Source organism: Streptomyces sp. NPDC058470, from assembly GCF_042721055.1.
Lineage (GTDB): Bacteria > Actinomycetota > Actinomycetes > Streptomycetales > Streptomycetaceae > Streptomyces.
In genome coordinates, this window is record NZ_JBHXMF010000049.1 from 39,774 (window position 1) to 59,907 (window position 20,134).

Annotated in this window: 16 protein-coding genes; 8 read left to right on the plus strand and 8 right to left on the minus strand. The window is 69.3% G+C overall.

Going from position 1 to position 20,134, the window contains the following annotated elements; translation table 11 throughout:
* Positions 1-56: 56 nt before the first annotated feature.
* Entirely contained in the window at positions 57-1,181 is a 1,125-nt protein-coding gene (locus tag ACFWP7_RS30665) for a WD40/YVTN/BNR-like repeat-containing protein (RefSeq protein WP_384387855.1), read from the minus strand.
* Between the two features lie 251 nt (positions 1,182-1,432).
* Here ACFWP7_RS30665 and ACFWP7_RS30670 point away from each other — a divergent pair, with 251 nt between their 5' ends.
* The gene (locus tag ACFWP7_RS30670; RefSeq protein WP_384387858.1) at positions 1,433-1,849 is read left to right on the plus strand and encodes an SsgA family sporulation/cell division regulator; all 417 of its coding nucleotides are present in this window, start codon (positions 1,433-1,435) and stop codon (positions 1,847-1,849) included.
* A 259-nt stretch (positions 1,850-2,108) separates the two neighbouring features.
* Here ACFWP7_RS30670 and ACFWP7_RS30675 read toward each other — a convergent pair whose 3' ends face one another.
* Positions 2,109-2,789 carry a GPP34 family phosphoprotein gene (locus ACFWP7_RS30675; RefSeq protein ID WP_384387861.1) on the minus strand — a complete coding sequence of 227 codons (681 nt, stop codon included), beginning with the start codon at positions 2,787-2,789 and terminating at the stop codon, positions 2,109-2,111.
* A 356-nt stretch (positions 2,790-3,145) separates the two neighbouring features.
* On the opposite strand from ACFWP7_RS30675, the gene ACFWP7_RS30680 reads away from it, so the two are divergent.
* The 3 genes from ACFWP7_RS30680 to ACFWP7_RS30690 all read left to right on the plus strand — a co-directional run bounded on the left by ACFWP7_RS30680 (position 3,146) and on the right by ACFWP7_RS30690 (position 6,933).
* A complete protein-coding gene (locus ACFWP7_RS30680; RefSeq protein WP_384387863.1) occupies positions 3,146-4,780 on the plus strand; it encodes an ABC-F family ATP-binding cassette domain-containing protein in 1,635 nt (544 codons plus the stop codon).
* 151 nt (positions 4,781-4,931) lie between these two features.
* Positions 4,932-5,708: a dimethylargininase gene (ddaH, locus tag ACFWP7_RS30685; protein WP_384387866.1), complete on the plus strand. Its 777-nt coding sequence runs from the start codon at positions 4,932-4,934 to the stop codon at positions 5,706-5,708.
* A 247-nt stretch (positions 5,709-5,955) separates the two neighbouring features.
* Positions 5,956-6,933 (plus strand): acyl-ACP desaturase, encoded by a 978-nt coding sequence (locus ACFWP7_RS30690; RefSeq protein ID WP_384387868.1) that lies wholly within the window; start codon positions 5,956-5,958, stop codon positions 6,931-6,933.
* Positions 6,934-7,246: 313 nt separating this feature from the next.
* Here ACFWP7_RS30690 and ACFWP7_RS30695 read toward each other — a convergent pair whose 3' ends face one another.
* The 4 genes from ACFWP7_RS30695 to ACFWP7_RS30710 all read right to left on the minus strand — a co-directional run bounded on the left by ACFWP7_RS30695 (position 7,247) and on the right by ACFWP7_RS30710 (position 11,012).
* Positions 7,247-7,507: a WhiB family transcriptional regulator gene (locus ACFWP7_RS30695; protein WP_384387871.1), complete on the minus strand. Its 261-nt coding sequence runs from the start codon at positions 7,505-7,507 to the stop codon at positions 7,247-7,249.
* Positions 7,508-7,717: 210 nt separating this feature from the next.
* Positions 7,718-8,509, minus strand: coding sequence for a VOC family protein (locus ACFWP7_RS30700; RefSeq protein WP_384387874.1), 792 nt, complete (start codon positions 8,507-8,509; stop codon positions 7,718-7,720).
* A gap of 268 nt (positions 8,510-8,777) precedes the next feature.
* Complete coding sequence (locus tag ACFWP7_RS30705) at positions 8,778-9,824, minus strand: LacI family DNA-binding transcriptional regulator (protein WP_384387877.1); 1,047 nt, start codon at positions 9,822-9,824, stop codon at positions 8,778-8,780.
* A gap of 234 nt (positions 9,825-10,058) precedes the next feature.
* Positions 10,059-11,012 (minus strand): multicopper oxidase domain-containing protein, encoded by a 954-nt coding sequence (locus ACFWP7_RS30710; RefSeq protein ID WP_384387880.1) that lies wholly within the window; start codon positions 11,010-11,012, stop codon positions 10,059-10,061.
* Between the two features lie 184 nt (positions 11,013-11,196).
* On the opposite strand from ACFWP7_RS30710, the gene ACFWP7_RS30715 reads away from it, so the two are divergent.
* Both ACFWP7_RS30715 and ACFWP7_RS30720 read left to right on the plus strand, forming a co-directional pair.
* The gene (locus tag ACFWP7_RS30715; protein ID WP_384387883.1) at positions 11,197-13,716 is read left to right on the plus strand and encodes a ThuA domain-containing protein; all 2,520 of its coding nucleotides are present in this window, start codon (positions 11,197-11,199) and stop codon (positions 13,714-13,716) included.
* Complete coding sequence (locus ACFWP7_RS30720) at positions 13,716-15,932, plus strand: OmpL47-type beta-barrel domain-containing protein (protein WP_384387886.1); 2,217 nt, start codon at positions 13,716-13,718, stop codon at positions 15,930-15,932. The genes ACFWP7_RS30715 and ACFWP7_RS30720 overlap by 1 nt, the downstream gene beginning before the upstream one ends.
* A 38-nt stretch (positions 15,933-15,970) precedes the next feature.
* Here the strand turns inward: ACFWP7_RS30720 and ligD are convergent, their stop codons facing one another.
* The gene (gene ligD / locus ACFWP7_RS30725; RefSeq protein WP_384387889.1) at positions 15,971-16,987 is read right to left on the minus strand and encodes a non-homologous end-joining DNA ligase; all 1,017 of its coding nucleotides are present in this window, start codon (positions 16,985-16,987) and stop codon (positions 15,971-15,973) included.
* A 74-nt stretch (positions 16,988-17,061) separates the two neighbouring features.
* Here ligD and ACFWP7_RS30730 point away from each other — a divergent pair, with 74 nt between their 5' ends.
* Both ACFWP7_RS30730 and ACFWP7_RS30735 read left to right on the plus strand, forming a co-directional pair.
* Positions 17,062-18,132: an ATP-dependent DNA ligase gene (locus ACFWP7_RS30730; RefSeq protein ID WP_384387891.1), complete on the plus strand. Its 1,071-nt coding sequence runs from the start codon at positions 17,062-17,064 to the stop codon at positions 18,130-18,132.
* A 191-nt stretch (positions 18,133-18,323) separates the two neighbouring features.
* On the plus strand, positions 18,324-19,331 hold the full coding sequence (locus tag ACFWP7_RS30735) for a DUF3048 domain-containing protein (RefSeq protein ID WP_384387894.1): 1,008 nt from the start codon (positions 18,324-18,326) through the stop codon (positions 19,329-19,331).
* A gap of 105 nt (positions 19,332-19,436) precedes the next feature.
* Here ACFWP7_RS30735 and ACFWP7_RS30740 read toward each other — a convergent pair whose 3' ends face one another.
* On the minus strand, positions 19,437-19,901 hold the full coding sequence (locus ACFWP7_RS30740; protein WP_384387897.1) for a MarR family winged helix-turn-helix transcriptional regulator: 465 nt from the start codon (positions 19,899-19,901) through the stop codon (positions 19,437-19,439).
* Positions 19,902-20,134: the final 233 nt, after the last annotated feature.

A 20,134-nucleotide genomic window follows, 5' to 3' on the forward strand; every position in this document is an offset into this window, starting at 1 on the left:
CGTGTCACTTCCGTTCGTGACACGGGTACCCCGCTTCCCGACGGACACCGCACAGGTCAACGCTCCAGGCGTGCCACCCGGCCCTTCTCGCCGGACGCCCAGCAACCGAGGTCGGGGGCGCAGTCCACGGTGTCGTACGAGCCGGTGTCCAGCGTGTGCCAGGTGCGGCCGCCGTCGGTCGTCAGGTCGGTGCCGGTCGGCCCCACCGCGAGCGCGGACGTACGGCTGTGCGGGAACCAGGTGACGCCGGAGCGGTACGCGGGCGGCGGCTGTGCCGCAGGCGTCCAGGTGCGGCCGCCGTCAGGGGTGACCGCCGCCGCCTTCGGGGAGGGCTGGTCGGGGTTGTAGTCACCGCCGACCGCGAGGCCGTGGATACGGTCCCGGAAGGCGAGGGCGAAGACACCGCGTGCCGAGTCGCCCGCCGGTATGGGTGTGTCGGTGGCCGTCCAGGTCAGGCCCCGGTCGGCGGAGTGCAGCACACGCGCGCGTGCGCCCCCACCGGTGGCCAGCCACACGTCACGCGGCCCCGAGCTCACCAGACACTGCCCGCCCGCCGCGAAGCCCGCCTCGCCGGCCAGGGCCGCGGGCATGCCCTCGTCGGGCAGTACCGTCCAGGAGCGGCCGCCGTCTCCGGTGGACAGGATGCGGAACCTGCCGTCCACCGGGTCGCTCATCGCCAGGCCGTGGCTACTGTCGAAGAAGGTGATGCAGTCGTAGAAAGCCCTGGCGTCGGTGTTGCGGAACGACTCGGTCCAGGTCGCGCCGCCGTCCTCGGTCCTGAACACGCGGGAGGCCTCGCCCTCACCGATGGCCAGGACCACGGCACGCCTGGCGTCGAAGGCCTCGATGTCGCGGAACTGCAGGTCCTGGGCGCCGGGTGGCGAGACGTTCCGCCAGCTCGCGCCGCCGTCGCCGGTACGCAGCACGGTGCCGCCGGAACCGGCCACCCAGGCGGTGTTCCTGCTGACGGCCGACAGTCCGCGGAAGCGTACGTCCGTGCCGCTGTCCTTCAGCTCCCAATGGGGCGCCCTGGCCGCCACCTGTGCCGTCCCTTGCGCCTGTGCCGCCCCCTGCGCCTGTGCGGGTGCTGTCAGCGCGGCGGCGAGCGCTCCCGCGCACAGCCCCACGGTGACCATCCGGCTCGTACGTCTCGTGCGTCGCGTCTTTCCCAAGCCCCTCATGGCGGGCGAAGCTAGCCCACTCCCCCAGTGGCGTCCAGATGGCCTCTTCCGGGAACCCCGGGACCCCCACCGAGTGTCCTCTCGGTTGTCCGGGGAACAGCAGGACGAGAAAGAGGATCACCACAGCGAATGAAAGCGGTGACACAGGTCACTCAGGTTTCATGTGCACGGATTGGCCTGTTCCTTCGTCTCTTCTATTGACCGGCCTCATCCGACCCGAGTTCGTTCAGCTGTCACAAGGGAGCAAGGCGTTGTCCATCGTCATCGAGCAGCCCGTAGAGGCCCGCCTCGTCGCCGCCGCGCCGAGGATGCCGAGTATTCCCGCAACCCTCCACTACGACCGAAGCGATCCCTTCGCCGTCCGCATGACCTTCCCCGCCCCCGCCACGCTCGAAGGCGTGGAGGTGTGCTGGACCTTCGCCCGCGAGCTGCTCGTGTCCGGGCTGGAGGACGAGGTGGGCCATGGGGACGTACGAGTGCGGCCGTACGGTTACGACCGCACCGTTCTGGAGTTCCACGCCCCCGAGGGCACCGCGGTGGTGCATGTGCGCTCGGGTGAGGTGCGGAGCTTCCTGTCGCGGACGACGGAGCTCGTGCCCACCGGGCTTGAGCACCTCCAGGTGGACCTGGACCACGACCTCGCGGAGCTCATGCGCGGCCCCTGCTGAGCGGCTCCCCGCCCCTCCTCGGCGACCACCACTCTTCAGCGCGTTGAACTCGGCGTGGTCGCGCCTTCGGCCGCCCGGTCGTGGGTTCCCGTGCCCTGCGGCTCCCGCGCGGCGCGAGAGACCGCGGCGTGCGCGACCTGCGCGATGCCCATCCCGCGCCGGTACGGGCTCCTCCACGCGATGGACTGCGCCCCTGGTGTCCCGCCCTCACGTTGAGCGCGGGCCCGTTCCGCGGCCCCCTCCGTCTTCCCCGCGCCCCTCAGCCGCCCGCGGCCGCCCCCGTCGCCGCCCCGGTGGTCACCGCCACGATGACCGCGGTACGTACCTCCTGGATGACCTTCTTCAGAGCCGGAGCCGCCGCGCCGCCGCGGTCGGTCAACTCCTCGATGCGGTCCTTGTGGAGTTTGCGGTCCTTGCCCGGCAGGAGCGTACGCAGTTCGGCCGCGGCCGCGAGGGCGACGAGAGCCGCGTCGCGGTCGGATACGTCGGCGACGGGCACGGGCCCGAGCAGCACCCGCCGCGCGTCCTCACGCAGTGCGTCCACGGCGGCCAGCCGCTCCAGCTCGTACTCCACGGACGGGAACAGCCCGAGCACCCGCTTCTTCTCCGCCCTCAGGTATCCGTCGGCCGCAAGCTGCGCGCGTACGGCGTCCAGGGTGACGCGGGCCCGCAGCGTCACCCAGGCCTTCCACTTCCGCGGCCGGGACTCCTCGACAAGCTCCAGGAGCCCGTCCAGGACCAGGTCCCCCGTATGGGCGTCGGGGTCGACAGGGGTCGCGATGCCCTCCACGTCCGCGAGCAGTCCGCGCTGCGCGAGTTCCGTGAGTGCTCCGGCGCGCACCAGGTGGTGGAGATGGGTCGCGCCGGTGACCTTGAGCCTCGTGGTGTCCCAGGAGAGCAGGTAGAGCCGGGCGGGCAGCGAGAGCGAGCCGTCGGGCACGGGGTCTCCTTTGCGTCGTCTGAGGGCCACGCTAATTCCTTTGACATGGGTCAGGCCCGCTCCTACGGTGTGAAGCGGTCCTGTTGCCGTCGAATGGAGAAGGACGTTGCTCGTCTGAGGTCGGAGACACCGCGTCACACACAGCCAGTACTTTCTGGCGTCCGTGTGCGCAGCGTGCGACCTCGGCGTACGAGCCGTCCCTCCGGTACAGGGCCTTTTCGCTGCCCTCGGAATCGGATCCGCCTTCGGAACCGGATCCGTCCTCGGACCTGATCTGCCTCGTACCTTGATCGTCGCCATCTCGCGGTGTCCCCCACACGTGCCCCCGACCGCACCCGGCAAACCGCGAGGCCATTTTGTCTACCTTCCCCACCTCCATCACCTGCACCTCCCTCTCCTTCGCCTGGCCGGACGGCACCGCCGTCTTCGACGACCTCCAGGTCGCCTTCGGACCCGGCAGGACCGGGCTCGTCGGCGTCAACGGGTCCGGAAAATCGACCCTGTTGAAGCTGATCGCCGGAGAACTCACGCCGGCCGACGGCACCGTCCGTGTGGCGGGCGAGGTCGGCTACCTGCCGCAGAGCGTCACGCTCGACACCGGCCTGCGTGTCGACGAAGCGCTCGGCGTCGCCGCCACCCGCGCCGCGCTGCACGCCATCGAGGCCGGGGACGCGACCGAGGAGCACTTCGACGTCGTAGGAGACGACTGGGACGTCGAGGAGCGAACGCTCGCGACACTCGGCGAACTCGGGCTCGGCCACATCGACCTGGACCGCACCGTCGGCGAGGTCTCGGGCGGCGAGTCGGTGCTGCTGCGTCTGGCCGCGCTCCTGCTGCGCCGCCCCGACGTACTCCTGCTGGACGAGCCGACCAACAACCTCGACCTGTACGCCCGCCGACGGCTCTACGCGGCCGTCGGGGCCTGGTGCGGCGTCATGGTCGTGGTCAGCCACGACCGTGAACTCCTCGACCTGGTCGACCAGATCGCCGATCTGCGCTCGGGAGAGGTCGCCTGGTACGGCGGCAACTTCTCCGCGTACGAGGAGGCGCTCGCCGTCGAGCAGGAGGCGGCTGAGCGCATGGTGCGCGTCGCCGAGTCCGACATGAAGAAGCAGAAGCGCGAACTGGTCGACGCCCAGGTCACTTTGGCCCGACGCAAGCGGTACGGGCAGAAGATGTTCGACCAGAAGCGCGAACCGAGGGCTGTCATGCGGATGCGCAAACGCACGGCGCAGGTGTCCGCCGGCAAGTACCGCATCCTGCACGAGGAGAAGCTCGCCGACGCCAAGGAACGCCTCGACGACGCGGTGGACGCCGTACGGGACGACGACGAGATCCGCATCGACCTGCCGTACACGGCGGTACCGCCGGGCCGTAACGTACTCACCCTCCTGGACCTGGAGTTGAAGTACGGCGCGCGCGTGGACGGCGGCTTCGACCTGCGCGGGCCCGAGCGGATCGCGCTGATCGGGCGCAACGGCGCGGGTAAGACGACGCTGCTGCGCACGATCTCCGGGGAGCTGGACGCCGTGTCCGGTGAGGTGCAGGCCCATGTGCCGACGCGCTTCCTGCCACAGCGGCTCGACATCCTCGACGACGAACTGAGCGTCGTCGAGAACGTGGCACGCTTCGCACCCGCCGCCACCAACAACCGGATCCGGGCGCGGCTGGCCCGCTTCCTGTTCAAGGGGGCGAAGGCCGACCAGCTCGCGGCAACGCTCTCCGGCGGCGAACGCTTCCGCGCGGCGCTCGCCGCGCTGATGCTGGCCGAGCCCGCGCCGCAGCTCCTGATGCTCGACGAGCCGACGAACAACCTCGACATGGCGAGCGTCCGGCAGCTCACGTCCGCGCTGGAGTCGTACGAGGGAGCGCTGATCGTCGCCAGCCACGACATGCCGTTCCTGGAATCGCTCGGAATCACGCGCACATTGCTCTTGGAAGGAGGAGAACTGAAAGAAATCGGTCGGGAAGCTGTCGGGTATCCCTCCTAGCGCCAGGCAGGGCGAATCGCATAGTTTCGATCGGAGGGACCGCCTCGCGCGGCCCCCGGACTGCCTCGCGCGGGCTCTGGGGGCTGTTGTCGGCGCGGATCGGCGCTGCATGATGTGCGCCGACGCCCCCTGCCGATTCGGAGACCCGCACGTGCCCAGCCAGAAAGCTCTCATACGTCGGCCCAGCCCCCGCCTCGCCGAGGGGCTGGTGACCCACGTCGAGCGCCAGACGGTGGATGTCGACCTGGCGGTCGAGCAGTGGGAGGCGTACGCGGAGGCACTGCGTACGCACGGCTGGGAGACCGTCGAGGTGGATCCGGCGGACGACTGCCCGGACTCGGTGTTCGTCGAGGACACCGTGGTCGTCTTCCGCAATGTCGCGCTGATCGCCCGCCCCGGCGCCGAGTCCCGGCGCGGCGAGACCGCCGGGGTCGAGGAGGCCGTGGCGCGCCTGGGCTGCTCGGTGAACTGGGTCTGGGAACCGGGCACCATGGACGGCGGTGACATTCTGAAAATCGGCGACATGATGTACGTGGGGCGGAGCGCGCGCACCAACGCGGCCGGGGTCGAGCAGGTGCGGGCGGCGTTCGAACCGCTCGGGGCGCAGGTCGTCGCCGTACCCCTGAGCAAGGTCCTGCACCTGAAGTCCGCGGTCACGGCGCTGCCGGACGGGACGGTGATCGGCCATCTCCCGGACGTGGACACGCCGTCGCTGTTCCCGCGCTTCCTACCCGTGCCGGAGGAGTCCGGCTCGCACGTCGTCCTGCTCGGCGGCGGAAGACTGCTGATGGCGTCGAGCGCCCCGAAGACGGCCGAGCTGTTCGCGGACCTCGGCCATGAGCCCGTCCTCGTGGACATCAGCGAGTTCGAGAAGCTCGAAGGCTGTGTGACATGCCTCTCGGTCCGACTTCGGGAGCTGTACGTCTGAATGGGTGATCACGGCACCCGTTCGGCCCCGGGACCTGGGCCTCCGGAGCGGGTTCGGACAACTGCCGAAGGCACTGGATCCACCCGGGACACCCCTGCTGATCAGGGGGTCTTTACACCGCGCTTAACCTACGGTTTCGTAACCTACGGATACGTAGCCTACGATGCCGTAGGTTGCATCCTCGCTCGCGTCCCCGCTTGCGCCCCCCTCAGTATTCGCGTTCCCGCCCCGTCCCCCTGGAGCACCTGTGACGATCACCTCTCCCCACCTCGCAAGCCCGTCCTCCGACTGGACCGACGCTCGGCTGCTTTTCGCGCTGGAGGAAGTGGTCGAGACGGAGCTCAACCGCCACCTGAAAGTGGCGAAGGACTGGATGCCCCACGAGTACGTGCCGTGGAGCGACGCCCGCAACTTCCCCGGCCTCTTCGAGGACGGCGAGGCCTGGGGCAAGGAGCAGTCCAAGGTCACCGAGCTCGGCCGCATCGCGCTCGTCGTCAACCTGCTGACCGAGGACAACCTCCCCAGCTACCACCACGAGATCGCCTCGCTCTTCGGCCGTGACGGCGCCTGGGGCACCTGGGTGCACCGCTGGACCGCGGAGGAGGGCCGGCACGGCATCGTGATGCGCGACTACCTCCTCGCCTCGCGCGCCGTCGACCCCGACCAGCTCGAAGCGTTCCGCATGATGCACATGAGTGAGGGCTTCGAGTCGGACAACCGTCACTCGATGCTGCACTCCGTCGCGTACGTCGCCTTCCAGGAGCTGGCGACCCGTGTCTCGCACCGCAACACCGGCCACCAGTCGGGCGACCCGGTCTGCGACCGCATGCTGGCCCGCATCGCGACCGACGAGAACCTGCACATGGTCTTCTACCGGAACCTGCTGAAGGCCGCGTTCGAGCTCGCCCCCGACCTGACCATGCAGGCCGTGCGTGACGTCGTCGTCAACTTCCGGATGCCCGGCCACGGCATGCCCGGCTTCGAGCGTGCCGCCGCGCAGATGGCCATCGGCGAGGTCTACAACATGCGCATCCACCACGACGACGTGCTCCAGCCGGTACTGCGCCACCTCAAGGTCCTCGACATCGACGGCCTCGACCCGCTCGGCCTGCAGGCCCAGGAGCAGCTCGGCCTCTACATGGGCGGCCTCGACGCGGAGGCCTCCAAGTTCGACGAGAAGCTCGCGGCCCGCAAGGCCCGCATGGCGGCCCGCGCCGCCGGCTGACGCCCGGCCCTCCGGACGAGTTCCGGGGACCTGTGGAGTTGCCTCGCTCGTATGCCGTCACCTGGTCCGACGCCGCGTCGTACACGCCGGCCACCAGGTGGCGGCGCAGTGCTGTCAGCGGGCAGGAAAGAATCGGTGAGCGGTACAGCGGCCCACGGGGTGCCGCGTTCACGGGCGACGGAGTACGCCCCGCCCCGCCAAGGCCTTCCCGTGGAGGGCAGGCCCGGCCAGTGTGAGCTGCCGCCTCAGCAGCCCGCTCGGGTCGGCCGTGCGAACTCGCCTGAGCCGTCGCGGAGTTGAGGCGGCAGGCGGGTCACTCCCGGTCCATACGCCGGAGGCTGAGCCGTTCCTTCTCGGAGAGGCCGCCCCAGACTCCGAAGCGCTCGTCGTTGTTGAGTGCGTAGTCGAGGCAGGCGGAGCGCATCGCACACATACCGCAGATGCGCTTCGCCTCCCGGACCGAGCTGCCCGGCTCGGGAAAGAAGAACTCGGCCCCGGTCTGCGCGCACAGCGCCTGGTCCTGCCAGCCCATGTCGGACGAGGTGTCGGGGTCCGTGTCGGTGTCGGTGTGCATGGCGAAGATCGTGCCGCCTGATGAAAAACGTTCGATCAATGGCCGATCAACGCCGTGTCAATCCGGCGCCATCGGGTCCCCGTCCGGCGCCATGACCTCCGTGATGATGGCCCGTCGGCACACGGCCCGCACGGCGGCGCGCGGCACGATCGCCGGGTTGTTCCAGGCGATCGCGCCTGCCCGCCCGCCCCCAAGCCCTGGGGACAGCCGTCAGCTCTGCTGCGGCACGCTCTTGATCACCGCGAAGCGTGCCCCGTACGGGTCGGCGAGCTTGGCGATGCGGCCCACGCCCGCCACGTCCGTGGCCGGCATCCGGACCTTGCCGCCCAGCACCTGGGCCTTGCTGACCGTGGCGTCGGTGTCGCTGACCTCGAAGTACGGCAGCCAGTACGCGCCCGACCCGGCCTCGATCGGGTCGTCGGCCAGTGCGACGACACCGCCGAACATGTCCTCCACCTGGGCACCCGCCGGGTTGATACAGGTGTACGTGCCGCCCGGGAACGGCGTGGCCGAGGTCTCCCAGCCGAACACGGTGTAATAGAACGCGGCAGCCGCGGGGATGTCCCGGGTGTAGAGCTCGACCCAGGTCAGCGAGCCGGGGTCGCCGGCCACGTCGATACCCTTGAGGCGGCCCGGCTGCCAGATACCGAAGGGCACCCCGGCCTCGTCGCCGAGGATCGCCATACGGCCCTCGTCCATCACGTCCATGGGCTGCATCAGCACGGAGCCCTTGGCGTGCTCGGCCGCCTTGGCCGTGGACTCCGCGTCGGGGGTCTGGAAGTACACGGTCCAGGAGGGCGGGCCCTGCTCGGGAGTGGTCTGCATGCCGCCCGCGGCGGTCTTTCCGGCGAGCTGGAAGAAGCCGTAGCCGCCGGAGTCGGGCCCCGCGGACTGGAACTGCCAGCCGAAGAGGCCTCCGTAGAAGGAGGTGGCGCCGTCGATGTCGGGTGTGCCGAGATCGATCCAGTTCGGAGCGCCGGTGACAAAACGGGTGGTGAGCATGATGCCCTCCTTTGAGGCGTCACATTGCCTGCACCGCCGAGTCTTGCACCGCCCACTGACAACCGCTGCGGGAGTCGCGACCAGATCTTCCCGGATGTCCGGGGTGCGCGCCGGAGGTGCCACCGTGATCGAGGCGGAGACGGCCGCTTTCACCTTCACTTTCGTCCACGCCTACGTCGTCAAACCGAGGTTCGAGAAGACCGTCCCGGCCCCCATGCCACCGTGGGTCTCCTTCACCGCTCACCGGTCCCCGCAGAACCGCCGCGTCCTACGCCGAGGCCCGCCGCACCAGCGTCGTCGGCAGCACCACACTGGACGGCGCGCCGCCAAGGCCCTCCTCGCCACCCCGGCGGTCAAGGCCGCGCAGCAGCAGCCGTGCCATCAATCGGCCCATCTCCTCTATGTCCTGACGGACCGTCGTGAGAGGCGGGTCCGTCTGCTCGGCGACCGGCAGCATGTCGTCGAAGCCGATCACGGCGACGTCCTCGGGCACCCGCCGCCCGTTCTCGCGCAGGACGCGCAGCGCACCGGAGGCCGACAGATCGTTCGCGACGAACACCGCGTCGATGTCGGGGCGGCGCTCCAGAAGCTCCCGCATCGCGCGCTCGCCGCCCGCGGGAGTGAAGTCACCCTCGGCGATGAGCCGCGGATCGCCGTCGACCATGACGTCCCGGAACCCGTCGAGCCGGTCGACCGCGGACGTCTGGTCGAGGGCTCCGGTGATGTGGGCGATGCGGGTACGCCCGAGTCCGACGAGGTGACGTACGGCCTCGCGGGCGCCGCCCCGGTTGTCGGAGTCGACGTACACGGCGGACACGGCCTTGCGGGGGCCGTCGCCCCAGCCGGGGCGCCCGCCGAAGACGGTGGGGACACCCGCGCCGTGGATCAGACCGGGCAGCGGGTCGTCGAGGTGCAGCGAGAAAACGAGCGCGCCGTCGACGTGGCCGCCGGCGAGATAGCGGCCGACCCGCACATGGTCGTCACGGCCTTCCGTGAGCAACAGCACGAGCTGTGAGTCGTGCGCCGTCAACTCCTTGCTGATGCCGCGGAGTTGGAGACCGAAGAAAGGGTCGGCGAACACCCTGGTCTCCGGTTCGGCGATCACGACGGCCACCGCGTCATGGCGCCGGGTGACGAGACTGCGCGCAGCCTGGTTGGGGACGTAGCCCAGTTCCTCCACGGCCCGCTTGACCCGCTCGACGAGCGGCTCGCGGACCCCGTCGCCCCCGTTCACGACGCGTGACACGGTGGCCCGGGAGACCCCGGCCCGCGCGGCCACGGCCTCCAACGTGGGGCGGGACGCTGTCTCGGTCACCTCTGGGCACCTCCTCGACGGTTGCGGATCAGAATAGCCGCCGCGCCGCCGCCGGGTGAGAGCGCTCTCGGTTCACGCGATCCCGTCACGGCGAGAAGCCGGACGCATCGATGACCACCGTATGACTAGGAGAAAGGCCCATGCGGGCTGACGGACCCGTCCCCCGCCTCCGGGGACCCGCACATCACGCGAGAATCCGTTCCTGGACCTGGGGCGGTCCGGCGTCAGCGCGACCTAGTGCTCGTGCGGCTCGTACCCCGGAATCGTCCCGTCCGTCTTCTTCACCAGGAACAACCCGACCATCCCCATGTCGGAGTGGCTCTGGACGTGGCAGTGGTACATCCACGCCCCGGCCCCGACCCCCTCCCCCGCGATCACCTGGAAGCCGAATGAGTCGGCGGGTCCGACGATCTTGTTGTCGATGACCTGGCTCGGGTCGTCGGGGCCGGTCAGCATCCCCGTGCGGTTGTCGGCCCAGCGGTGACCGTGCATGTGGAAGGTGTGGTAGTACTCGCCGTGGGTGATCATCACGATCTCGACGCGATCGCCCACCGTGGCCTCGAAGTTGGGGCCCGAGTGGGCCGGCTTGTTGTTGATCAGCATGTCGTTGAAGACGATGGTGAAGGTCCTGTCGGGGAGGATGTCGCCCTTGCGGCGCACGATCACCGGGCCGTAGAGGCCTTTGCGGATGCCGCCGGTGCCGTGTTCGGTGCCGACGACGTGGTCGTGGTAGTGCCAGTAACCGGCGCTGCCCGCCCGCCAGGTGCCGTCCGCCCGGCGGCCGGGCGCGTGGGTGCGCCAGGTGTAGGTGCGGGTGCCGCCCGGCTCGACGTCGCTCCTGTTCAGCTTCGTTCCGTCGCTGGAGATTTCGTAGTCGAGGCCGTGGACGTGCAGGCTCGCCGCCACGTCCATGGTGTTCTCGAACTCGATGTGCAGTGTGTCGCCCTCGTTGAGTTCGATCAGCGGTCCGGGAATCGAGGCTTTGCCCTTCTCGAAGCCGTAGCCCATCTGCCCGTCGGCGAACTTCTCGGCGTACAGCTTGATGTGCCGGACCTCGCCGCCGGCGGGAGCGGTCCTGGCCGGGACATCGACGCCCACCGCCTGAGTCGCCGACGACAACGATGTCGCACCGGCCGCGACCGCCGCCCCGCCCAGCAGCATCCGCCGGTTGAAACCGCGTCTGTCCATGGCGAACTCCCCACCCTGGTACGGAATGTACGGAGACGAACCTGTGAGACGGTAGCCGCGCCGCCGTCGTTTATCCACACTCAGGACAAAGTTCGTTTGATCCCGGTCATACCTATTGGCGAGTCGCGAAAAGAGGTCTAGCTTCCTATGCGCTGTCTGTGACCGGCGAGGAGTGGATGACCACATGCGGCTCACATCGCATCAAACACCGTCCGTTTTACGAGAATTGAGCGCGAGAAGACGGAGCAGGCACCGCCGCGCCTGGGCGGCCGCCCTGGCCGCCGGAGCTGTCACCGCCGGAGCGCTTTCCGCGCCGTCCGCGAGTGCGCGCCCGGCTCCGGATCCGACCCTGACAACGATGTCCATCACGTCGCCTCCGGGCGGCGCCAACGTACGGGTGCTGCTCTTCCACGGCTCCGCCGCGGCCGGTGACGAGTCGCCGGTCGTCAACGCCGGGATCGAGGCGATCGAGAAGATCGGCCTGTCGGGCCCGGCCGCCCAGCGGTTCGCGGTGGAGGCGACGGACGACCCGTCGGTCTTCACCGACGAGACGATGCTGGGCACTTTCAACGCCATCGTCTTCCTGACGGGCGGCGGGGATGTCCTCGACCCCGAGCAGGAGGCCGGCCTCGAGTCCTACATGGAGGCGGGCGGCGGCTTCGTCGGCATCCATGACGCGGTCCGCGCCGAGCCCTACTCGGACTGGTTCACCGGACTCGTCGGTGCCCGCCCCGCGAGCACCAGCCCAACCGCCGTACAGCGGGCGACCGTTGAGGTGGGCGACCGGCAGCATCCCGCCGCCAAGGACCTGCCCACCGAGTGGAAGCGCCCCGACCAGTGGCTCAACTGGGTGAAGAACCCGTCGGGCGATGTGCACACCGTGGCGCGGGTGCGCGAGTCGACGTATCAGCCGGGCGCGAGCAGGAACGGCGCGGACCACCCGGTGAGCTGGTGCCGTGACTACGACGGCGGGCGGTCCTTCTACACCGGCATGGGCGGCACGGTCTCCTCGTACGACGAGACGGACTTCCGTGCACATCTGCGCGGCGCCCTGCTCTGGACGACCCGGCTGGCGCAGGCCGACTGCAAGGCCACGATCAACGCCAACTACAAGGCGGAACGCCTGACCCAGCCCAATCAGCCGGGCCAGAACGACCAGATCGGCGAGCCGCACGGTCTGGTGACCGCGCCCGACGGACGGGTGCTCTACATCGGCCGCGGCGGCATGGACTCCTCCCAGCCCGTGATCACCGACTGGAACAACCCGGACATCGGCAAGGGCAGGGGCGAGATCCACGTCTACGACCCGAAGACCAAGAAGGTCACCCTGGCCGGCGCGCTCACCGTGTTCGGCAACAAGGGCGGCGGCGACGAACTGGTCAAGGTCGAAGAGGGCCTGCTCGGTGTTGAGTTGGACCCGGACTTCGCGCGGAACGGCTGGGTGTATCTCCACTACACACCCCACTCCCGGATCAACCGTGACACACGGATGGCCGAGCGCCGCGTCTCCCGCTTCACGCTCGATCCCGTCACGAACAAGCTGGACCTGAGCAGCGAGAAGGTGCTCCTCAACTGGCCGGTGCAGATCCACAGTTGCTGCCACGCGGGCGGCGGAATGGCCTGGGACTCCAAGGGCAACCTCTACATCGCGACCGGCGACAACAACTCCAGTGGCTTCAGCGACGGTTACTCGGGCAACAACCCCCAGCCCAACTACAAGGGCGTCTCGTTCGCGGACGCCCGCCGCACCGCCGGCAACACCAACAACCTCAACGGCAAGATCCTGCGCATCCACCCCGAGCCCGACGGCACCTACACACTGCCGGAAGGCAACCTCTTCACCGGCAAGGAGACCGCCGAGGGCGGCGGCAAGACCCGCGGCGAGATCTATGTGATGGGCGTCAGGAACCCCGCCCGCATCTCCGTCGACAAGAACACCGACACCCTGTACGCCGGATGGGTCGGCCCCGACGCAGGCACGCCCTCGACCACCTGGGGCCCGGCCAAGTACGACACCTTCGCCGTCATCACCAAGGCGAGCAACCGGGGTTGGCCGTACTGCATGGGCAACAAGCAGCCCTACCGCGACCGCAATCTGCCGGACCCGACGCAGCCGCTCGGCTGGTACGACTGCGACCACCCGAAGAACGAGTCCCCGAACAACGACGGTCTCGTCAACATCCCGCCAGTCACCGGCAACAACATCTGGTACTCACCCCAGGGCGGCGCCCCGGACTTCCCGCGCAACGCCAACGGCATCCCTTCGTACAAGAACGAGGAGGCCACCTATCTGCTGCCGTGGCTGAAGGGCGGGGGCCAGGCGGCGATGAACGGGCCGGTCTACCGGTACGACGCCGCGGCCACCAACTCCGGTCAATGGCCCGCCTATTGGGACGGCAAGTGGTTCGTCGGTGACTTCTACGACGCCGACCAGCCGCGCAACGCCGTGATCACCGACCCGAAGACCGCCGGCGACGGCGGGCTCCCGGTCCACTCGGAGTCCCTGAAGAAGATCGTGCCCATCGGCAACGACGGCATCAAGAACCTCATGGACTGGAAGTTCGGGCCGGACGGCGCGCTGTACGTCCTCGACTACGGCCGCGGCTTCTTCACCTCGGACGCCAAGTCGGCGCTGTGGAAGGTGACTTACACGGGCGGCGGACCGACTCCCGCCGCCGCCGAGCTTGCCGGGAAGGCGGAGTGATGCGCGGACGAAGGCGAAGAACAGAACGCCTGTGGACGGCCCTGCTGGCGTCCCTGCTGATGGTGCTCGGGCTGACGTCGACGTCGGCGTTCGGGCGTACGGACGACGCTCCCCAGAACACCGCGGCCGCCCAGACGCTCACCTGGACGGCGGGCGACGACATCACCAAGTACATCTCCACGCCGACGACGGCCGTGGCGGGAGCGACCACGATCGTCTTCGAGAACAGCGCGGCGACCGGCAACACGACCGGGATGCCGCACACGCTGACGTTCGTGACCTCCGACCCCGAGTTCAACAACGACGTCCAACTCAACATCCTGGCCAACCCGTTCGACGACCAGGGCGGCCTGCACACCGCCGAGGTCACGCTCACGCCCGGCCGGTACTTCTACCACTGCACGATTCCGGGCCATGGCTCGATGCAGGGCATCCTCGTGGTCACCGAGGGCGGCGGCGAGGACACGACCGCGCCCGAGACCTCGGCCTCCGTGACCGGGTCGCCGAACTCGCAGGGCGCGTACGTGGGTTCGGCGACGGTCACCGTCAGTGCGACGGACGCGGGCTCCGGTGTCGAGCGGGTCGAGTACGCGCTCGGTGACACGGGTGCCTGGCAGCCGTACACCACGCCTGTCGTGGTCGACCAGGTCGGTGATCACCGGCTCCGCTACCGTGCGATCGACAAGGCGGGCAACACGGCGCCCGAGAAGGACGTCGCGTTCACCGTGGTGGCGCCGCCGACGGAGGACACGACACCACCGGAGACCTCGGCGACGGTGAGCGGTGAGCGCGATCCCGCGGGTGCCTATATCGACATGGCGACTGTCACTGTCTCCGCCTCCGACACCGGTTCCGGCGTCAACACCATCGAGTACGCGGTGGATTCCGGCGCCTGGCAGCCGTACACGGCACCCGTGATGGTGCACGCGCTCGGCGCCCACCAGGTGCGCTACCGCGCCACCGACAAGGCGGGCAACACGGCCGCCGAGAAGAGCGTCGCGTTCACCGTGGTGGCACCACCGACGGAGGACACGACACCACCGGTGACCGGGGTGACCGTCGACGGGACGAAGAACTCGAACGGTGCGTATGTGAACAGCGCCAAGGTGGCCGTGAGCGCGAGTGACGAGGGCGGATCGGGAGTCGCCGCGATCGAGTACTCACTCGATGCCGGGCCCTATCTCGCCTACACCGCACCGGTGTTGGTCGACCGCGTCGGTGCGCACACCGTGGCGTACCGGGCCAGCGACAAGGCGGGCAACACGTCCGCCGCGCGTACCGTGAGCTTCACGGTCGCGTCGGGCGGTGGCGTGCCCGCACCCAACTGCCCCGAGTACGACGAACGGTTGACGGTGATCGTCGGCACGGTCGACTCGGGTGTTCCGAACCGGGTGACCAACAGCCGTTGCCGTATCAACGAGTTGATCGAGGACGAGAAGGACTGGACCTCCCACGCCCTCTTCCTCAAGCACGTGAAGACCGTCCTGGACAAGCTCTTCAAGGAAGGGGTCATCGACCAGCGCGAGTACGACACGGTCACCGAGGCGGCCAAGGAGTCCGGCATCGGCAAGCCGGGTCAGACCGACGGCTACAGCACGATCTTCGACGGCTCTCCGGAGTCGTTCGCCAAGTGGTCGCAGGTGGGCGGCGGTTCGTTCGGTCTCAACGCCGACGGGTCGATCACCAGCGGCAGCACGGTCCAGGGCCTTGGCATGCTGTGGTTCCCGCAGCGCAAGTACGGTGACTTCTCACTGAAGCTCCAGTGGCGTGACGACGCTCCGGGCACCGGGAACGCCAACTCCGGTGTATTCGTGCGGTTCCCGTGGGTCCATGACCACCCGGAGGAGTCGCGTCCGGAGTGGGTCGCCATCAAGTACGGGCACGAGGTGCAGGTGTTCGACAAGCCCGACGGCGACATGTACAAGACGGGATCGGTCTACGGCTTCGACCGGGTGGGCCTCGCCGGTGCGGGTGTCACCCAGAAGGGCACCTGGAACGACTACGAGATCCGGGTGGTCGACCAGCACTACTCGGTGTTCCGCAACGGCGTGCTGATCAACGAGTTCGACAACACCGGCGGCCAGGCCTTCACCCCGCCGCGCTCGGACGACCCGGGCACGGACGGGCGACGCTTCGCCTCCGGCTACGTCGGGCTCCAGGTACACGGCACGACGGATGTGGTCTCGTACCGGGACATCCGGATCAAGGAGTTGTAGCCGACGCTCTGTACGGGGAGGCTCCGGAGCCTCCCCGTTCAGTCGGCCTCGTGCCTGGCCCGGCTCGGCTGCACCCGCTTGGGCTCGCCCGGCATCTTCGGATACTCCGGCGGGTACGGCAGGTCGCCCAGGCCGTGATCCTTCTCGTCCCGGTTGGCGAGTTCCAGCAGCGCTTCCAGCGAGAAGGCGTGGTCGTCCATGTCGGCGTGCACGTCGCCGAGTTCGGCGAAGCGCGCCGGCATGGTCGCGAGATCGAAGTCGCGGGGCACGGCGTCGTCCACCTCGTCCCAGCGCAGCGGCGCGGAGACCGGGGCGTGCGGGCGGGGTCGTACGGAATAGGCGGAGGCGATGGTCCGGTCGCGGGCGGTCTGGTTGTAGTCGACGAAGATCCGCTCACCGCGCTCCTCCTTCCACCACTTCGTGGTCACGCCGTCGGGCATCCGGCGTTCCAGTTCGCGCCCGGCGGCGATGGCGGCCCGGCGAACCTGCGTGAACGTCCAGCGTGGCTCGATCGGCACGAAGACGTGCAAGCCCCGGCCGCCGGAGGTCTTGGGAAAGCCGCGCAGGCCGCCGAACTCGTCGAGGACGGCGCGCAGTTCGTGGGCGGCGCGGACGGCGTCGGCGTAGTCCGTGCCGGGCTGCGGGTCGAGGTCGATACGGAGCTCGTCGGGATGGTCGACGTCGTCACGGCGTACCGGCCACGGATGGAAGGTGAGCGTGCCGAACTGGGCCGCCCACAGGACGGCCGCGGGTTCGGTGGGGCACATCTCGTCGGCGCTGCGGCCGCTGGGGAAGGTGATGTGGGCGGTGGGGATCCAGTCGGGCATGTTCTTGGGCGCCCGCTTCTGGAAGAAGTTCTCGCCGGTCACGCCGTCGGGGTACCGCTCCAGGGTGGTGGGGCGGTTGCGCAGTGCGCGGAGGATGCCGTCGCCGACGGCGAGGTAGTACCGGGCGAGATCCAGCTTCGTGAAGCCGCGCTCAGGGAAGAAGACCTTGCCCGGGCTGGACAGACGTACGGTCCTCCCGGCTGCTTCCAGTTCCACCGCTTCTGCCATGCGAGCCACGGTAGGCCCGAGATGCCTGCCGCGCACACCGGGCGGACGGCCCGGGAACCGCGCAGAATCGAACCATGGACCTGCCGGTGATGCCACCCGTGAAGCCGATGCTCGCCAAGTCCGTGGCGAGGATCCCGCCCGACATGCACTACGAGGCGAAGTGGGACGGCTTCCGGGCGATCGTGTTCCGCGACGGCGACGAGGTCGAGATCGGCAGCCGCACCGGGAAGACGCTGACCAGGTACTTCCCCGAGCTGGTGGAGGCGCTGCGGGAGCGGCTGCCGGGGCGCTGTGTGATGGACGGCGAGATCGTGATCGCCCGGGACGGGCGGCTCGACTTCGACGCGCTCACCGAGCGGATCCATCCGGCGGACTCGCGGGTGCGGACGCTGGCCGAGCGGACGCCCGCCTCCTTCGTGGCCTTCGACCTGCTGGCGCTGGCCGACAGGGCGCTGCTCGACGTCGAGCTCGGCGACCGGCGTGCCTTGCTGGTGATGGCGCTGGCCGGCGCCACCGCCCCGGTGCATGTCGCCCCGGCGACGACGGACATCGACGTGGCGCGCCAGTGGTTCGAGCAGTACGAGGGCGCGGGTCTTGACGGCGTGATCGCCAAGCCGATCAACCTGCTCTACCGGCAGGACGAGCGCGCCATGTTCAAGATCAAGCACGAGCGGACGGCGGATGTCGTCGTCGCGGGTTACCGCTTCCACAAGAGCGGGCCGATCGTCGGTTCACTTCTCCTTGGGCTGTACGACGACACGGGCACCCTTCAGCACGTGGGGGTGAGCGCCGCGTTCCCGATGAAACGGCGCGCGGAGCTGGTGGAGGAGCTGGAACCGTTGCGTCTTGCGGACGTCGGGAAGCATCCGTGGGCGGCCTGGGCGGACGAGTCGGCGCACGAGACGGCACGGCTGCCGGGCGCCCCCAGCCGGTGGTCGTCGAAGAAGGATCTGTCCTGGGTGCCGCTGCGGCCCGAGCGGGTGGCCGAGGTGGCGTACGACCACATGGAGAACGGCGTACGGTTCCGCCACACCGCCCGATTCCGCCGCTGGCGCCCGGACCGCACCGCCGAGAGCTGCACGTACAGCCAGCTGGAGGAGCCGGTGGGGTACGACCTCGCGGAGATCTTCGGCCCGCAGGACTGACCGCCCCTCACCGCCCCAGCCGCTCCTGACCGCCACCTGGCGGCTCCCGCCCCCCTTCACCCACCACCTCCGAGGCTTCCCGCTGAGCCGATCGGCCCAGTGAGCGCGCGTGATCAGAACCGAACGGGTATGTCCACCGTTGAACGTATAAGCGGACAATCAATGACACGGGACAGGGTGGCACGGTGGGCATGCGACAGATGGCGCGGATGCGGCGCGGCGCGATGACGGCGGCGCTGCTGGCCGCCGTGGTGACAGCTCCCCTGGTGACGGGCTGCACCGTGGGTGGCAGATCGAACGACGACGGGCGCGGGCACAGTCACGCACCGAGCCCGACCCCGAGTCAGGAGAGCGAAGAGAAGCCGACACCAAGCCCCGCCGCCGTCGGTTCGGTGCTCGCCGTGAAGATCGACAACGTGCGTGCGGCCCGCCCCCAGACGGGTCTGGAAGCGGCGGACATCGTGTACGCGGAGCAGGTCGAGGGCGGTCTGAGCCGACTGATGGCGATCTACGCGAGCAAGCTGCCGAAGGTCGTCGGCCCGGTGCGCAGCGCGCGCGAGTCGGACCTGGAGCTGCTACGTCAGTTCGACGAACCGACGCTCGCCTTCTCGGGGGCACAGCAGAAGCTGCTGCCACTGATCGACCGGGCGCCACTGCACGCGTACTCGCCGGACACGGCAGCCGGTGACGCCTACTACCGCGGCACCGGGAAGGCCTCACCGCACAACCTGTTCCTGCGCCCCCAGCGGCTGACCCGCACCGCGCCGGGCTCCGCCGCCCTCACCACCGGGTTCCACTTCGGTGCGGCGCCCGCCGGCGGCAGCCCGCAGAGCTCGCAGACCGTGCGCTTCCCGGCCGCCCGCTTCACCTTCACCTGGTCCGCGAGCCGGAAGCGCTGGCTGGTGGACATGGACGGCACGCCGACCGTGACGACGGACGGAACGACGGTGGCTCCCGCGACGGTCGTCGTGCAGTACGTGAAGATCCGCGAGTCCAAGTTCCACGACGTCCTCGGCAACAACACGCCGTACACGGAGACGGTCGGCTCGGGGACGGCGAAGGTGCTGCGCGACGGCCGCGCCTTCAACGTGAACTGGGCGCGCGCCGGCGCCACGGACGGCACCGAGTTCACGACGGCGGGCGGTGCACCGATGAACTTCGCGAAGGGCCAGGTGTGGGTGGTCTTCGCGAAAGCGTGACCGCGAAGCCCTGTCGGGCGCGGCGCCTCGGCCGACGCGCGCCTTTTCAGGCGCGGTGCCTCAGCCGGCACCGCGCTTGACCGGCATGACAGCGAGCCACCGTGCCTAGCGCTGGACCGCGAGCGGATCCGCCGGGTTGCGGAGCCCTTCCGCCGCGTCCGAGACCCGCTGGATGAGGTCGAAGAACAGGGCCTGCTCGTCGACGGAGAGGGGGGCCAGGAAGACCTGGTTCATACGGGCGGTGCGCACGGTCAGCTTCTTGTGCGTGCGCATCCCCTCGTCCGTGAGGCGCAGCAGGAAACGGCGGCCGTCCTGTGGGTCGCGCACCTTGTCGAGCAGGCCGCGCCGCCCGAGCCGGCTGATGACCTCGGCGATGGTGGAGCGGTCCAGGCCCACCCGCTCCCCCACGGTGCGCTGGTCCAGGCCCGGCTCCGCGACGAGTGCGTTCAGGACCGCGAACTGTGGCGAGGTGATCTCCTCGGAGACCATCGTGTTCCACAGCAGATAGTGCGCCTGCTGCAGCCGCCGGGCCAGGTGCCCCGGGTGGGTGGAGAGGTCCACCGCGGCCATATGCGCTCCTCGGCTCGGCCCGTGCGGCGCGATGGACGCGCCGCACAGAGGAATCAAATTGGTTGGTGTACTGAACGATACCTGGCCGGGGTGCCACCTGTCCCGCCCCGTTTCAGGGCACTCACCTGCACTTTCCCTAGAGGTCTTGACGGAAGGAGGCCAGGGTGGCAGCGTGTTTGAAACCTCGAGGAAATACTCAGTGCCCTGACTAATTGGGGCGCTGAGCGCTCGGG